9 protein-coding genes are annotated in these 16716 nt (G+C 74.9%); 2 read left to right on the top strand and 7 right to left on the bottom strand.

What is annotated here, in order from left to right; genetic code table 11:
* Window positions 1-210: 210 nt before the first annotated feature.
* The 6 genes from AB0G50_RS19720 to AB0G50_RS19745 all read right to left on the bottom strand — a co-directional run bounded on the left by AB0G50_RS19720 (window position 211) and on the right by AB0G50_RS19745 (window position 12043).
* Window positions 211-1986: a hypothetical protein gene (locus AB0G50_RS19720; protein WP_360110326.1), complete on the bottom strand. Its 1776-nt coding sequence runs from the start codon at window positions 1984-1986 to the stop codon at window positions 211-213.
* On the bottom strand, window positions 1976-3004 hold the full coding sequence (locus AB0G50_RS19725) for a hypothetical protein (RefSeq protein ID WP_360110329.1): 1029 nt from the start codon (window positions 3002-3004) through the stop codon (window positions 1976-1978). Before AB0G50_RS19725 ends, AB0G50_RS19720 begins: the two co-directional genes overlap by 11 nt.
* Window positions 3005-3013: 9 nt before the next feature.
* On the bottom strand, window positions 3014-6367 hold the full coding sequence (locus tag AB0G50_RS19730; protein WP_360110332.1) for a hypothetical protein: 3354 nt from the start codon (window positions 6365-6367) through the stop codon (window positions 3014-3016).
* Complete coding sequence (locus AB0G50_RS19735; protein ID WP_360110335.1) at window positions 6364-8874, bottom strand: hypothetical protein; 2511 nt, start codon at window positions 8872-8874, stop codon at window positions 6364-6366. Before AB0G50_RS19735 ends, AB0G50_RS19730 begins: the two co-directional genes overlap by 4 nt.
* Before the next feature lie 24 nt (window positions 8875-8898).
* On the bottom strand, window positions 8899-9420 hold the full coding sequence (locus AB0G50_RS19740; RefSeq protein ID WP_360110338.1) for a hypothetical protein: 522 nt from the start codon (window positions 9418-9420) through the stop codon (window positions 8899-8901).
* Between the two features lie 193 nt (window positions 9421-9613).
* A complete protein-coding gene (locus AB0G50_RS19745) occupies window positions 9614-12043 on the bottom strand; it encodes a hypothetical protein (RefSeq protein WP_360110341.1) in 2430 nt (809 codons plus the stop codon).
* A gap of 294 nt (window positions 12044-12337) precedes the next feature.
* On the opposite strand from AB0G50_RS19745, the gene AB0G50_RS19750 reads away from it, so the two are divergent.
* A complete protein-coding gene (locus AB0G50_RS19750; protein WP_360110344.1) occupies window positions 12338-13963 on the top strand; it encodes a SulP family inorganic anion transporter in 1626 nt (541 codons plus the stop codon).
* A 10-nt stretch (window positions 13964-13973) separates the two neighbouring features.
* On the top strand, window positions 13974-15125 hold the full coding sequence (locus AB0G50_RS19755) for an alkaline phosphatase family protein (protein WP_360110347.1): 1152 nt from the start codon (window positions 13974-13976) through the stop codon (window positions 15123-15125).
* Window positions 15126-15280: 155 nt separating this feature from the next.
* On the opposite strand, the gene AB0G50_RS19760 is transcribed toward AB0G50_RS19755, so the two are convergent.
* On the bottom strand, window positions 15281-16702 hold the full coding sequence (locus AB0G50_RS19760; RefSeq protein ID WP_360110350.1) for a hypothetical protein: 1422 nt from the start codon (window positions 16700-16702) through the stop codon (window positions 15281-15283).
* Window positions 16703-16716 lie beyond the last annotated feature (14 nt).

Here is a 16716-nt window from a genome sequence, read left to right on the forward strand (position 1 = left end):
CGCGGTGGCGCCACCGCGGGCACCCCGCGCCGCTCGACCTCCCACGACCGCCGCGCCTCGACCAGTTCCGCCCGCGCCGCCGTCCACCGCCGGTGCAGCAGCACCGCGACCACCGCCGTCGCCAGGAACAGCAGGCCGAGCACCACCGCGAGCACGGACCCCATCACGTCGTCCTCCCTTGCGCCACCACGAATCCCGGCCCCGCGCCCGTCACGACGCCACCTCGCCCAGCCGCTCGGCCAACGGTCCGCACGCCACCCGGTGCAGCCGCGACCACGCGGCGGTCTCGGCCGCCGCGTCGAACCGCCACTCCCCCGGCTGTCCGACCACCGGCTCGTCCCCCGCCGGCGGCGGGTTCCGGGTCAGCGCGGCGGTCAGCACGGCCGGCAGGTCTTCCCACAGCGGGGCCAACGCGCGGGTCAGCACGTGGACGCCGGCCTTCTCGTCACCGCGCCGGCGCAGTTCCGCCAGGGTCGGCCGGGCCGACGGCGCGAGTTCCATCGCCCACGCCGAGCTGACCGGCACCACGGCCGACGCGGCCAGGTCGACGCCCGTCTGCTCGCGGACCCACCGCCACACCGTGTAGTAGAGGTTCCCGTCCGGCGCCGCGCCCCGCCGCTCCACGCCGTCGACCGCGACCACCAGCCGCTCGCCGACCTGCTCGTGCCACCGCCGCGCCGCCGCGACGACCTCGGCCGGCAGCCGGGACCGCCGCAGCACGTCGTAGTCCAGCACCAGCACCGCCGCGAGCGCACCGGGCCACGGTCGCAACCCGTTGTCCAGCAACACGATCCGCGGCCCGCCCGAGGGGACCAGGTGCTCCGGCACGAGCACCGTCAGCGGCCGCCCGGTCACCGCCGCGACCGCGCGCGGCCACCGTGCCCCGCGCCCACCGACCGCCTCCGACACCGCGCGCACGAACTCGGCGACGGCGGGCGCGCCGACGTGCCGCGGTGCGACCTCCCCGAGCAGCCGGCGCAACGCCCCAACCTGCCCGCGGTCCACCACGAGCACCGGCTCGGCGACGCCGGGGTCACCGACGAAACCCACCGGCACCAGGGGTTCGGCCGGCCCCAGGACCAGGAGCGGCCCACCGTTCACCGCGTCGAGCACCGCGGCCGACGTACCCGGCGGCCGCACGAACGCCACGAACACCTCCGCCCGCGCACCACCCACGAGCGCCGCGCAGGCCGCACCCACCTCGCCCGGAACGACACCGGACGGGCGCCCGGGCAGCGGACCGGCCAACGCGTCAGCACAACCGACCGCGAACACCGACCCCGCGTCGCGAGGCAGGGCGCGGAGCGGCTGCCCGGCCGGCACACCGCAGCCGACCGCCGCGCCCGGCCCGACAGCGCCGGGCTGCCCGGGCACATCCCCACCGACGGAACCGACTTCGCGCGGCTCGACGCCGAACGGCTGCCCGGGCGTCCCCACACCCGCCGACCCCGCATCACCCGCCACCGCACCGAACGGGTGTCCGGACAGCGCGCCATCACCGACCGACCCGGCACCACCCGCCACCACGCCGGACAGGCGCTCCGGGCCGACCTCGCCCGGCAGCGCGCCGAACGTCCGCCCGGACACCACCGTTCCACCCGGCACGGCGCCGGACAGGCGCTCCGAGCGGGTCTCGTGCGGCACCACGCCCGACAGCGGCCCGGAGACCACCGCCCCACCACGCACCACGCCGTACGGCCCCTCCGGCCCAGCCTCACCCGGCACGAAGCCGGACAGGCACTCCGGACCGATCTCGCCCGACACCACGCCCGACAGCGGCCCGGACACCACCGCCCCACCCCACGCCACGCCGTACGGCCCCTCCGGCCCGGCCCCACCCGGCACGAAGCCGGACAGGCGCTCCGGGCCGGTCTCGCCCGGCAGCGCGCCGGACGTCTGCCCGGACACCACCGCCCCGCCCGGCAGGGCACCGGGCGCGGGCAGCGGGTCGGGCAGCGGGTCGCCGGCGGACAGGTCATCGCGCATACAGCAGCCGACCCTCCTGCCACGCGCCGCCGTCGCGCCGGTACGCGATCCGCAGCACCCGCAGCACCACGCCCGACTGCTCCGGACCCCGTTGGCGCGCCTGGACCTTCGCGTACTCCCGGACCTCCCGCGCCGGCACCCGGCTCTCCGGGATGAGCAGCTCCACCTCCGCGTCGACGGCCAGTTCGCGGATCACCACCCGCAACTCCTCCAACGTCCGGTGCCACCAACTGCCCTCGGCGGGCAGCGGGTCGTGCACGATCGACCGGAGGTGCTCGTCCAGCGCGATCAGCGCCACCACCCGGTCGGCGGGTGTCGTCTCCCGGCCGAACAGCACCAGCAGGTCCGCCAGCGAGTTGAGGTACCACTTGTACCCCTCGCCCGCGAGGCTGTCCGTGTCGTACTCGCCCATCGACACCGCGTCCTCGCGGTCGCCCGCCTCCAGCGCCGCGCGCACGTCGCCCACCACCCGCGCCACGTCGGGGAACCGCTCGGCGACCGCGGCGAGCCGGCGCGACCAGTCCTCCGGCACCTCCACGGCGAGCGGCGCGCGGTCGGCCTCCGGGAACACCTGCGCGAACCGCTCACCCCACGTCCGCGCGGCGTCCGCCGGCACCCGGCGCAGCACCCGCTCCAACCGCTCCCACCGCCGGCGGTCCGACCCCTCCGGCGGCACGCGCGCGTACTCGGCCGCGACCGGGTCCGCGGCCAGTTCCCGCCACAGCGCCGCGAAGGGGTCGACGGCGGCCACCTCCACCACCCCTTCGTCCACAGTGGACTCCCCCGGAGGAGGAGGGGACGGCGGCGGCCCGGTGTCCGGCGCGAGGCGCGCGCGGTCCATCTCGTCCACCACGCCGTCCCAGAGGTCCCGCCACGCGGCCACCCGGTCCCGCGCCTCGCCGGGGTCGACCTGGGACCACGTCGCGTGCAGGGCCCGGCTCAACTCCACCAGGTGCCGCCGGTTCAACGCGAGCACCTCGTCCGAGGTGCCCGCCATCAGTGCCGTCACGTCGCGCACGTCGTCTCCCTAGTGGACGCCGGTGAACGGCAGCATGGCCGGCCGGGTCGGGTTGGGCGGTTCCTTCAGGCGCACCGACAGCACCGTTCCCGGCACGTTCTGCACCTCCTCCAGGTTGTGCGCGGTGAGGAACGGCAGCTCCCCGCGGTGCACCCGCAGCGCGCCGTCCGCCGTCACCGTCACGTGGTAGCGCGCGGTCCGGCTCGGCCTGCCCGGCGCGGCCAACTCGTCCAGGTACACCTCGCGCCCGTCCGGCAGCACCACGAAGAACCCGTAGGACCGGTGCGCGGACGACGCGGGCGGCAGCGGCAGGTCGAACGCGGGCACGGCGGGCGACTCGGCGTCGTCCTCCGCGTGCACGATCAGCGGGAACACCGACACCGGGTCGGTCAGCTCGGTCGCCTCGCACAGCACGACCTCGACCCCGGACGACGCCGAGGTGCCGCGCGCGGTCCGCGCCACCAGCCGGGGCAGCCGGACGAGTCGGCCGTCCGGGCCGAACTCCACCGACGGCACGCCGCGCAGCGGGATCGCGTGGTCCCGGCTCACGTGGTGCGGCCGGCCGTGGTTGCACAGGTTGAGCCGGGGCGTGCAGGCCTGGTCCAACTCGATCATGGCGGCCATGGTCGGCTCGGAGGACCCGCTCTGCTCCCACACCGCCCGGTCGTAGTCCACGAACCCGGTTTCCTCGGCGTGGTCGCGGAACGTGTACTGCGCCCACAGCAGCACCCGGTCCGGTCCCATCTCGCGCTGCAACTCGAGGGTCTGCGGCAGCGGCAGCCAGCGGTCCGCGCGCACGCCGAGCGTGCCCACCGCGTCCAGCTCGGTGAACGGGGTGCCGATGTCGAGCACCCGGATCGGCAGGTCGTTCTGCAACGCGAAATTGCTCGGCACCGCGGTGAACAGGTTGTCGACGGAGATGTTGTGGAACGTGCGGCCGTTCGCGATCTCCTCCACGTCGGTCTGCGGCAGCACGAACTCGACCACGCTCTGCGCCCAGCACGCGCCCAGCGACGCCGCCTGCTTGGCGAACACCGCCTCCACCTCCACGGTGGGCGGCTTGACCTCCGCGCCCTCCCGGTCCTCCTGGGGCACGTAGTCGCCCGCCCGCCGGCCGAGCCGTTCGCCGACCATCCTCGCCACCAACGGCATCAGGCTGGTCTTGCCGGACAGCATCACCCGGTCGAGCCTGCCGCCGGCGAGCTTCGGCAACCTGCTCTGGGCGAGGTGGTGGGCGAGCTCGACGGCCTGCGCCAGCACCGGTCGCGCCAACCGCTCGAACGACGCCGGGTCGAGCGTGACGCCGTTCTCCGGGATCAGCTGGTCGTACTGGTGCGTGCGGTGGGGCAGCCGGTCGAAGAACCGCTTGAGCACCACGTCGGTGACCACGTGCGCCCGGCCCTGGCCCAGCGCCATCTTCGCCTTCTCCGCCTCGTTCCACAGCACGTAGAACGCGGCCTGCCGCTCGGCCGGGTCGGATTCGGGCCGGTACCGGGTGTCCAGTTTGGACCGCAGCTCGTCGGCCACCGGCTCGGGCGCCGGCGCGCTCGCGTCACCGGACAGCACCGCCTGGGTGCACGGGTTGGGCCGCCTCGGGTCCGGCCGGAACTGCTCGGGCAGGCTCTCCACCAGCGCGTCGCGGGCCGGGCCCTGCCTGCTGTTCGCGGCGAGCGCGTCCAGGATCGCGGCCTTGATCCAGTAGAACACCCGCAGCGTCAGGTAGTCGCCGCCCAGCACCTCGTGCCCGGACGTGCCGAGCACCTCCGGTTCGATCCGGTAGTAGCGGCCCTTCACCTCGGGATCCGCGTGCGGCATGTCCGGCGTGGCGTCCACGAGGTTCAACGCGATCAGCGCGATGTCCGTGGTGCCGGCGCCGATGTCGAGCACCAGCATCACCTGCCGCCACGTCGAGGTGCCCTCGATCCGCCGGGAGTTGGCGCGCAACGTCTCCACGCCCAGCGCCTGCGCGCCCGGACCGCCGAAGTCGCGCATCAGGAAGTACAACCCGGCGGCCACGCCCTCGTCGTAGGTGGTGTCCACCCAGCGGACCCCCAGCGCGTCCTTCAGCAGCCGCTCCAGGCTGGACCTGCGCGCCGGGGTGGTCGTGGTCGGGTAGGTCACCACGAGCCGCGCCACGCTCTCCACCTGCGGCCGCTCCTCGTCGTGCGCGAACTCCTCGGTGCGCCGGACCAGCAGCTCGTAGAACCACGCCACCAGGTGCTCGACCCGGACGTCGCTGCCGTCGGCGTTGCGCATGCCCTCGACGGGAGCGGTGTCGTTGCGGGCGAACCGGCGCTTGAGGTCGCGGAACACCGGAACGGTCGCGGTGCCGGTCTCCTCCTCGATCTCGGTCTCCAGCGGGTCGTGCCGGGTCACCATCAGCGCGCTCGGCACGTCGTAGCGCTGCTGGACGTCGTGGAACAGCACGGGGTGCAGCCGCAGCCCGGACAGCGCGGGCACCCGGAACGCGGTGTCGTAGGCGGCGTGCAACCGGTCGGCGAGCCACGGCCGCAGCTCGCCGCGCGCCGCCCACAGCGCCCGTTCCAGCTCCGCGCACACCGCGTCCAGGACGTCGAGGCGCACCGGGCCGGTCCGCAGCACCAGGGCCAGCTCGCGCAGGGTGGACCACGCCCGGTCCGGGAACGACTTGGCCAGCGCGTTCTCCAGCCGCAGCGTGGCGTCCTTCCAGTCCACCTCGGCCTGGCTGTCCGAACCCGGGGTGTCGAGCAGCGCGTTCGCCAGCGAGTCGGCCAGGCTCGCCGCCTGCGCCGGGTCGAGCAGGTGCCGGCGCGGGTCGCCGCCGTAGAGCGTGACGGTGGACGAGGACGTGCCGAAGTCGACCGCCGCGAAGTTGTCGAGCCACGGCTCGCCGCGGTGCCCCACCGCGACCGTCGTCCACGGCGTGCTCCGGGTGGCCCGGCCCGCGCCCACGGGCGCGAAGTCCAGCAGCACCGACCGGGTGTCGCCGTCGACCGGTCGTCCGGTGGTGTCCGTTCCGGTGACCCGCCACGTGACGCCGACCCGACCCCGGCTGCCCGCGGCCAGGTCGCCGACCGGCAGGCTCGCGTTGACCACCACGGTCGGCACGACGACGTCCTTGGCCACCGGCACGCTCGACACGACGCGCAGCCCGGACGGCTGGGCCACCACCCAGTTGCCGCGCAGCCAGCTGGCCAGCTCGCCCTGCGCGCCGTCGACCGCGATCACGTGCAGCGAGGTGACGACGGCGACGCTGCCGACCGGCACGGTCAGCAGGATGTTCGGCAGCACGTAGCGGCCGCCGGACTCGTGCAGCTTGAACGAGTCCTGCCGGATCATGCTCGCGCCGTGGGTGTTGTCCGCGAAGCGGAGCTGAAGGGTCATGCGCGGGTTCTCCAATCGGCGAGCAGGGCGCGCACGGGCGACTCGGCCGTGATCGCGTCGGGGTCGTCCCCGGTGGGTGTCACCGGCACCTTGTCGGCGTCGGGCAGCTCGCCCTCGACCAGTTCGAGGTACTCGCCGGTCGCGGAGGCCACGACGGCCAGCGCGCGGGCGAGGTGCTCGGCGACCACGTCGGCGGTCGCGTTGGCCACCGCGCGGCGGATCCGGAACACGTTCTGCTGGTGGCGCAGGAACAGGTCGGCGAACCGCTCGCGGTCGACCGGCATGCCCGGGTGCCACGGCAGGAAGTGCGGCACCGGCAACGGGAACCGGTCGCGCGGGTCCACGTCCGGCAGCACGCCGTCGACCAGTTCCTCCAGCTGCGGCGAGAGCAGGTCGAAGCTGAGCGCGTACTGCACGGCCGCGAGGTTGCCCTCCCGGACCACCGCGTCCGAGGCCATCACGTCCAGCGCCCGTTCCAACGAGTCGCGCAGGTCCGGGTCGGCGAACGCGTCCCGCAGCGCGTCGCGCTCCTCGTTGCGGTCGGTCACCCACCGCATCGCCACGTCCCGCACGGCCTGCCTGGCCACGCCCTGGATCTCCACCACCACCGACTGGAACTGCTCGTAGAGCTCCGAGGTCGTGTCTGTGTCCTTGGAGGTCGCCTTGCCCAGCCGCGGCAGCGTGATCGACGTGGGCCGCTCGGACCTCGGCCGGCGGCGCACCACGTGGTCGTCGGCGCGGCTGATGATGTTCTGCCAGTTCGGCCACTGGTACACCCGGCGGACGACCTCCGCCCGGACCGCCTCGGCCAGGTACTGGCCCGGGTCGTGGTGCAGCACCGCGGTGTCGGCGACCAGCACGTCCGGCGCGGTGAACACCGACACCCTGGCGCGCGCGTCGGCCACCGAGGTCGCGACCGAGCGCAGGAACGCGGACAGCCGCTCGGCGTCGGCGCGCGCGGACGCGGACGCGCCGCCCGGCGGGTCCACCACGCGGGCGAACCGCTCCACGGCGGTCACCATGGCGCGGTGGTGGCGTTCCAGCACCTCGGTCTTGAGCCGCAGGCCGTGTTCGCGGGCGTGGTGCTCGATCAGCGCGCGCAGCGCGGCGATCCCGCCGTCCGCGCCGAGCGCGCGCAACTGCGCGGCCCAGGGGTCGCCGGGCGAGTGCTGCTCGATCCGCAGGCCGAGCTCGCCCCACCGCGAGGTGTCCTCGGGCGCGTGGGACCTCGCCTCGTCGATCTTGGCCCGGGTCTCCGCGCTGCCCGCGTCGTAGCGCAGTCCGTAGTGCGCCATGCCCGCCGCGGCCGAGGTGAGCTGGCAGCGCAGCACCGCGTGGTCGGTCAGGTCGCGCACCGCGGTGCGGAACCCGCGCAGGTCCTCCGACAGCGCGGACAGCACGTCGACGTCGACCCGCGCGCCGGAGAGCACCTGGGGCGCGGGCACCCGGTCGAACTTGTTGCCCGCCACCAGGATCGCCTGCGCGAGCGCGGCCCGGTCGCGGCCCGCGCCCTGCATCATGCCGTAGAACCTGGTGGGTCCCTTGGCTCCCGGGTTGTCGCCGGCCAGCACGATCATGATGGTGCTGACGTTCTCCAGCTCGCTGATGCTCAGGTACTCGTCGCGGTTGTGCGAGGCGTCGCTGTTGAGGCCGGGGAAGTCCAGCAGCATCACCTGGTTCTCGTCGCGCAGCATGCTCAGGTCCCACACGCCCGGTGGCACCCGCACCTCGTGCACCACCCGGTGGATGAGCGAGAACGTGCTGCGCAGGTCCTCCGTGGACTGCCGGATGGAGTCGCGGGTGACCACCCGGCCGCGCGGCGCGGGGAACTCGGTCGGGATCGGCCTGCGGTCGCCGAGTTCCAGCGCGGCCTCGGCGTAGGCCACGTCCACGTCGACCTGCTGGCCGATCAGCGACTCGGCGTTGCGCACGGTCTCGTTGAGCCGCATCAGCTCCCACGCGGCGTGCAGCACCTCGGGGTTCTTCTCGCGCTCGCCGCCGGGCGCCCACAGCTGCCGGCACCACGCCTCGACCCGGGCGAAGAACGCGGGCTGCGCGGCGTCGACGGCCTCCAGTGGCGCGGTGTCCAACCCCGGCACGTTGGCCGCGGCCTGGGCGAGCCTGCGCACCATGTGGTCGGCCGCGCCCACCAGCCGGTCCCGGCTCAGGTACTCGATGGTCACCGAGTGCCCGGTTTCGGTGGTCGCGCCGGTGCCGGGCGCCAGCACGAGCGCGGTGATGTTGCCGGTGACGGGTTGCCCCGCGACCGGCAGCAGGTCGGGTTTGCCGAGCAGCGTGCCGATCAGCAGCGACTTGCCCGCGCTGAACTCGCCCACCACGCCGATGGTGATCGGCTCGCGGGCGATGGCGCGTACCTTCACGGCCGCGTCCCGTGCCGCGTCGCGACGGCTCAGGACGGTGGGGTCGTCGCGCAGGCGCTGGTTGTCGATCGCGTCGACCGCCAGGTCCGCGTCGCTCCGCAACTCGGCGATGCGTGCCTTGCTCATCGGGTGTCCGGCTCCTTCCTGGGGTCAGTCGGTGAAGAAGAAGATCTCGGCGCGCACGGTCCCCGGCGGCATCCCGGTGTCGAGGTAGTCCCGGTAGAGACCGGCCTCGGCGGGGAAGATCTCCGGAACCGCCTGGTGGAACAGGGGAATCGCGCCCTTGGCGAACCGGACGCTCGACCCGTTGTCCGACGGGCACCCACCGCACCCGCCGTAGGACCCGAACACCAGCACCATCGCCGCCCGCCGCCCGGCGTAGGGCCTGCTCTGCTCCGCGATCTGCCGCCGGAGGTCGTCGGCGGCGGCCTGGACACCGGCCAACAACCCGCCCGCGTCGCCGTTGACCTGGACGAACCTGCCGGCGGGATCAAGCCCGGGCGGCGGCTTGGACGTGGTCGTGGTTGTCGTAGTGGTGGTGGTGGTGGTGCTGATGGTGGTCGTCCCGGTGAACGCGGCGGGCGACGGCGAACCCAACTGCACCAGGAAGAGCACGAGCAGCAGGTCCACGAACAACCACCCGGCCACCCACACCGCCCGCCGCGCGGTCACGACGCACCGGCCGACCGCGCGCGGCGAGAACGCCCGCGACCGGGAGCCGCCACACGCGCTTTCCGCTGCGCGCCAACGGTTCCGACCGGTCGGCCGCAGTCCGACCGGGAGTCGCCGCAAACCGCGCACACCTCCGCCGTCGCACGCGCTTTCGGTTGCACGCCAACGGCTCCAGCCGCCCCCCATCGCGCTGTCACGACGCACCTCCCGACCGTCGGACCCGGCGTCGAGGCCGGTCGCCGCCCGGGCGGGCGACCTGCGCGGCCCGGCCGAAGCGGTCGACGGCGGTGGTCAGGTCGGACAGGGCGCGGGTGTGGGTGTCGGCCAGTTCGGCCAGTGCGCGGATCCGGGCGTCGGTGGCCGCGATCAGGGCGTCCGCCTGCACGTCGGTCGACTCGGCGAGCACCCGGATCCGGGCCTCGGTGGCCGCGGTGGCGGCGTCGGCGCGCAGGTCCGCCGCCTCGACCACGGCCCGCGCGTGGGCGTCGGTCGACTCGACCAGCGCGCGCACCCCCGCGATCGCCTCCGCCGCGGCACGCGCGTGCGCCTCGGTGGACTCGGCCAACGCCGCCAACCGCGCGTTCACCGACTCGTCCACCGCCCGCCCGTGCACGTCCGCCGACTCCGCGAGCGCCCGTGCGTGCCCCTCGGTCGACCCGACCAACGCCGCCACCCGCGCGTCGACCGACTCGCCGAACACCCGCGAGCACACGTCGGCCGACTCCGCCAACACCTTCGCGTGCCCCTCGGTGGCCTCCGCCAGCGCCCGCAACCGCAGGTCCACCGACTCGCCGAACGCGCGGGCGTGCGACTCGGTCGCCTCGGCCAGCGCCCGCAACCGCGTGTCGACCGTCGCGCCGAACACCTCGGCCCGCGCGTCCGCCGACCCGGCCAACACCCGCGCGTGCTCCTCCGTCGCCTCCGCCAGCGCCCGCAACCGCGCGTCGAGCACCTCACCGAACCCACCGGCCCGCGCGTCCGCCGACTCCGCCAACACCCGCGCGTGCCCCTCGGTCGCGGCGGTCAGCGCCGCCATCCGGGCGTCCAGCGACTCCGCGAGCAGCCGGGTGTGCCCCTGCGCCGCCTCGGTCAGCGACCCCAGGCGGGTGTCGACGGCGGTGCCCAGGACGCGGGCGTGCACGTCCGCCGACTCCGCGAGCCGGCGCGCGTGGTCGCCGGTCGACGAGGCCACCGCGCGGGTGTGCGCCTGGGTGACCTCGGTCAGCAGCGCGGCGTGCCGGTCGACCAGGTCGGCCTGCGCCCGCAGCTGACCCTCGCGATCCTCCTTGAGGGACAACCGAAGCGCGTCCTGGAAGTCGCGCAGCGCGGCCGACATCTCGATCACCGCGCGAGCGTGGTCGTCGGTGGCGCGGCGGGTCCGGTTCTCGTGGCGCTCGGTGACCGCGCGCAGCTCCTCGATCCGTTCCGCCAGCCCGTTGCCGACCTCCACCATCTCCCGGCCCAGCGACGTGGCCGCCGCGGCGACCGCCACCCGGTAGGTGTCACCGATGGCCCGCGCGCCCTCCCGCGCCGCCTCGGACAGGTCGCGGGACAACGTGCCGCCCGCGCCCGACAACAGCTCCGTCGACCCGCGCAACGCCTCGACCGCGTCGTGCGCGGTGGACACCACGCGCGCCAGCACCTCGCCGTGCCGGTCCATCGCCTTGTCCAGGTGCGACTCGACCTGCCGCGCCGTGTCGAGCAGCAACTGCCTCCCGCCCTCGCCGAGCGCCTTGGCCTGCGCCGCGGCGCGCAGGGTCGCGTCCGAGATCCGGTCGACGCCGGCCGCGACGTGCCGGGTCACGGTGTGCTCCAGCGCGGCGGTGGCCTCGCGGGCCACGTCCACCGCGTCCTTCACCGACGTCGAACCCGAGCGCAGCTCGGCGGCCGTCTCCCGGACCGTCACCACCGACGCGGACAGCTCGGTCATGAGCGTGCCGACGCGGTCGACCACGCCGTCCAACCCGGTTTGCGCGGCGGCCGCGCGGTCGAGCATGGTGCCCAGCCGGTCGCCCGCCTTGGCCAGCTCGGCGGTGAACCGGGCCGGCGTGTTCTGCTCCCGCGCCTTCGCCGCGACCTGCGCCCGCACCAGCAGCGGCACGAGGGTCGCGGCGAGCGCGTCCCGGTCGGCCGCCTCGCCGCGGTCGGCCTTGGCCACCACCTGCGCGCCGACGAACGTCGCCACCACCACGCCGACCAGCGCCACCAACGTGTAGACGGCCATCAGGCCGAAGGTGAACGGGGTCGCGAGGTGCCCGCCGAAACCCGACTGCCACAGCTCGAGGAACGACCGCCCCGCCGCGGCCTCGGCGCCGGCGGGCGTCGCGAGCATCTCCTGGTAGGCACCGGTGGCCAGGGCCAACCCCAGCCACGTCACCAGGATCGGCACGAACACCAGCACCGACTGCACCACCTGGACGGTGCGGCTGCGCGCGGACTCGCCCCCGGCGGCCGGACCCGGGTTGCCGAGCGTGCCGACGAGGTCGATCGAACTCCACGGCGCCAACGGCTCGGAGCCCGCCAGCGCGTCGGCCAGCCGGCGGACGGACTCGGTCGCGGGGCGGCCCAGTCGCGGGTCGTCCGCGACCGCGCGCAGTCGACCGGCGAGTTCGGTGTCTGACACATCCGGAGTGGTGGACAAGTGCGCTCCCGACGGTGCGGGTAAATGGTCGGACAACCACCGCATCGCGACCCCGGCGGAAGCCGTTAACAAGTTTTACCAGAACGCGATGACCGGGTGGTTTGCATTGTTGAGCAATACTCGTGTAACAAGTGTGCACAACTCCGCGATGGCCTGTCGGCATTAATGCGGAACTGTCCGGGAATTGTCCGGTAAACGGTCGCGGCGCCCACCGGGACGCGCCCGCGAGCCCGGGGTTGCCCGGCCGCGACCGGTCCGGTGACCGATCATGCGGTGGTGCGATTCGGGCTGGGACTCCGCCGGGACCGGGTGTGGCCGGACGTGCTGGCCGGCGTCACGCTGGCCGCGCTCGCCGTGCCCGAGGTGCTGGGCTACGCCCGGATCGCGGGCATGCCGGTCGAATCCGGCCTGTACACGCTGCTCCTGCCGCTGGTGGTGTTCGCCGTGCTGGGCGCCTCCCGGTACCTGGTGGTCGGCGCGGACTCGGCCACCGCCGCGATGCTGGCCGCCGGGTTGGCCGGGGTCGCGGCGCCGGGTTCACCCGACTACGTGCACCTCGCGGGCGTCACCGCGCTGGTGGTCGGGGTGCTGCTGGTGCTGGCGCGACTGGTGCGACTCGGGGTGCTCGCGGAGTTCCTGTCGAGGACGGTGCTCGTCGGATTCCTCACCGGTGTCGGCGTGAGCGTCGCGGTCGGTCAATTGCCCGAGGCACTCGGGTTGCCCGCCGCGCCGGGGTCGACAATCGGGAAACTCGTCGCGGTCGCGCGCGGTATCGGCGACGTGTCGCCCGGATCGGCCGCGATGGCCGCGGCCGTCGTGCTGGTGGTGCTCGGCGCGAAGTGGACGCGGTCGCCAGTGCCCGGCGCGCTGGTCGCCGTGGTGGCCGCGATCGCGGTGACCAGGGTGTTCGACTGGACCGGCCTGGCCGTGGTCGGACCGGTGCCCGCCGGGCTGCCGCGCCCGACCCTGCCCGTGCCGGACCTGGCCGACCTGCGCGCCGTGCTGCCGATGGCGCTGTCCATGGTGGTGGTGATCCTGGCGCAGAGCGCGGCGACCGCACGGGCCTACGCGGCGCGGCACGACGAACGCCCGGACACCGACCGGGACGTGGTGGGTCTGGCCGGCGCGAACCTCGCCGCCGCCGTCTCCGGCGCGTTCGTGGTCAACGGCAGTCCCACCAAAACCCAGATGGTCGCGGGCGCGGGCGGGCGGAGCCAGGTCGCGCAACTGGCCGCGGCCGGGGTGTCGCTGGTCGCCGTGCTGCTGCTCGCGCCCGCGCTGGCCTGGCTTCCGCTGCCCGCGCTGGCGGCCGTGGTGCTGCTGATCGGGTTGGACCTGGTCGACCTCCCGGCGATCCGGCGGATCCGGGCGGTGCGCGGGACCGAGTTCGCGGTGGCGCTGCTGACCGCGGCCGCGGTGGTCGTGCTGGGCGTGCGGACCGGGATCGTGGTGGCGGTGGCCGCGTCGATCGTGGACCACCTGCGGCACAGCTACTCGCCGCGCAACAGCGTGCTGGTGAAGGCGGACACCGGGCACTGGCACTCGCTGCCGGTCGTGCCGGGCGCGCGCACGGTGCCCGGCCTGGTGGTCTACCGGTTCGGCAGCGGGTTGTACTTCGCCAACGCGTCCCGGCTGGCCGAGGACGTCGCGAAGCTCGTCGGCGACGACCCGCCGCGCTGGTTCTGCCTGGACGCGGCGGCGATCGGCGACGTCGACTTCACCGCGGGCACGGTCGTCGCGGCGGCACGGGCGCGGCTGGACCGGGCGGGTGTGCGGTTCGTGGTGTCCGGCGCGCTGGACCCGGTGCGGGACCAGCTGATCGGGTACGGCGTGCCGGCGGAGGCGTTCCACGAGACCTCCGGCGAGGTGTTGGAGGAGTTCCTGCGCGGTCCGATGAACTAGTTTTCCCGGTGTGGAGTCCGAGGGGTCCTGGGAACTGCCGTCCCGCGGGGCGGGCACGCTGGCCGACGTCGTCCCGGCGCTGTTGCACCGGATGGGCGTGCCGGACGAGGTCGACGTGGTCGGGATGCCCGAGGTCGCGCGGGCGTGCGTGCTGCTGGTGGACGGGCTCGGCTGGGAGCTGTTGCGCCGGCACGAGGAGGACGCGCCGTTCCTCGCCTCGCTCGCCCGCGGCCGGGCGCCCATCGCGTCGGGCTTCCCGTCGACCACGGCGGCCGGCATCACGTCGCTGGGCACCGGGTCGCCCTCGGGCGAGCACGGCCTGGTCGGGTACACCTTCGAGGTCGGTCACGACGAGCTGCTGGACACCCTCGGCTGGCGGCGGCACGGCGGCGGCGAGGACCTCCGCGACCGGTACCGCCCCGAGGACGTGCAGCCGCGCGTGACGGCGTGGGAACGGGCGGCGCGGGCGGGCATCGCGGTCCGCGCGGTCGCGCCGCACCCCCAGCGGGGCAGCGGGTTGAGCCGGGCGGCGTTGCGCGGGGCGGACTTCCGCGGCGTGCTGGGGTTCGGCGACCTGGTGAGCGGCGTGACGGAGGCGCTGCGCCCGGACCGCGCCCTCTGCTACGCCTACCACGCGGACCTGGACTCGCTCGGCCACGTGCACGGCCCCGGCAGCGACCCGTGGCGGCTCCAGCTGACCCACGTCGACCACGTGGCCGCGTCGATCGCGTCCCGACTGCCCGCGGGCGCGGCGCTGGTGGTGACCGCCGACCACGGCATGGTCCGGATCGCCGACCCGGTGGACTTCGACACCACACCCGAACTCCGGGACGGCGTGCGGTTGCTGGGCGGCGAGCCGAGGGTTCGCCACGTGTACGCGGAACCGGGCGCCACCCGGTCGGTGCTCGACGCGTGGCGCGAGGTCCTGGACGACCGCGCCTGGATCCTGTCCCGCGACGCCGCGATCAACGCCGGCTGGTTCGGCGCCCACGTCCCCGACGCCCACCGCTCCCGCATCGGCGACCTGGTCGTCGCGGCCCGGGGTACCTCGGCCGTCGTCCGCACCACCGCCGAACCCCGCGCGAGCGCGTTCCCCGGTCACCACGGATCACTCGACCGCGACGAGCAACTGGTGCCCCTGCTGGTCTTCCGCGCACCCTGACCACCGGAACCGAACCCGCGCCCCGAAGTCACCGGACGCGGGTCGCGCGACCGGACGAGCCGAACGCCGGGCGCGTTTCGGCAACCGGGCGAACCCGGACCGCGCCCGGCGTGGTCGACACGACGTACGCCCTCGGGGCGCCCCGAGTTCCGGCCCTAGCCTCGGCGCAGGTCGGCGCGGGCCCACAGGCGCAAGCGCGGCCAGGACAGCCGGAGTGGGCCCCGGGTCGTGGTCAGCGCTTCCCACAGCTGGCTGCCCGAGCCGCGCGACACCACGGCCCTGGCCACCCGGTCCACCGCCGCGCCGTCGCGCAACGCGCACCGCAGCAACGCCTTGTAGGTCGCGAACGGCGTCCCGCCGTCGTAGCCGTACCCGTGCCCGTCCCGACCCGAGCGCGGCGCCAGCGGCACCGGGTCGACCTTCAGGCCGCCCGGGCCCGGGGTCAGCGCGAGCAGGAAGGCGTTGCCCTCGTTGCGATCGGCGGCCAGCACGGTGGTGTCGGTCCACCCCGCCACCACGTCCAGCGACACCGGCCACTCGGCCCACGCGTCCACCGCCGCGCCGTGCGTGACCACCTGCACGTACCGCCCCTCGCGGTCCCGGTACAGCGGGCCGAGCGCGTCCGGGTCCTGCTCGCCGCGCAACCGCCGCACCCGGCGCAACCGCCCGGCCGCCGCCGACTCCTCGTCGGTCAGCTCGGTCATGCTGTGCCGCCACACCTCGACAGCCGGCCCGTGCCACCCGCCGTAGTACAGCACCACGGCGTCGTCCGCGGCCTGCGGCTGGGTGGTCAGCAACGCGCAGCACGCCTCGAAGGCGCACCCCTCGGGCGCGTCCACGTCGAGATCGGCCTCCAACCGGCGCAACTCGGCCAGTTCGGCGCGCGCCCGGCGCGGGTCGTCCACCGGGTAGGCGACCGAGATCCGCTGCTCCAGCAGGGGCGGCGGCGCGGGACGGGCCGGGCGGACGGCCAGGTGCCAGCCGTCGCCGACCTCGACCAGGCCGGCGTGCACGTCGCGCAGGTGCTCCAACCGCACCGCCGCGTCGGTCGCCAGCGCCGCCCAGGCGGCCGGGAAGCGTTCCGGCAGCCCGCAGTCCAGGGCCGCCTCCAGCCGGCGCTGCACGTCCGGCCAGCCCGTGCAGGTGTCCGGCGCGGTGACCGTCTCCTCGCCCGCCAGCCGCGCGGACTCCTCGGTGAGCGCGCCGTCGACCCACACCGGGAACGACACCCCGAGCGCGGGCGCGAACTCGTCGAACTCCATGCCGGTCACCCACTCGGCCCGGTCGGCGACCAGCCGGTAGAGGTGGGCGGTGGGCACGTCGCCGTCCTCCAGCGCCTGGTGGCACTGCACGACCACGGCCGCGCGACGCCGGTCGGTCGGCTCGACCAGCCGGACCGCGGTCTGCGCGACCAGGTCGGGGTGGTCGGTGCGCACCGCCGACAGGTACACGACGGGACCGCGCTCGGTGCGCCACACCACGGCGTACGTGCGCGCCTCGCCGTCGACCAGGCCCCGCCGCGCCTCGACGGCCGGCGACGACAGCGGCTCGCGGCGCGCCAACCAGAGCTCCCCCACGGTGGACCACGGTA

Origin of the sequence: Actinosynnema sp. NPDC020468 (assembly GCF_040642015.1) — a bacterium.
In the GTDB taxonomy this organism is placed as follows: Bacteria; Actinomycetota; Actinomycetes; order Mycobacteriales; family Pseudonocardiaceae; genus Actinosynnema.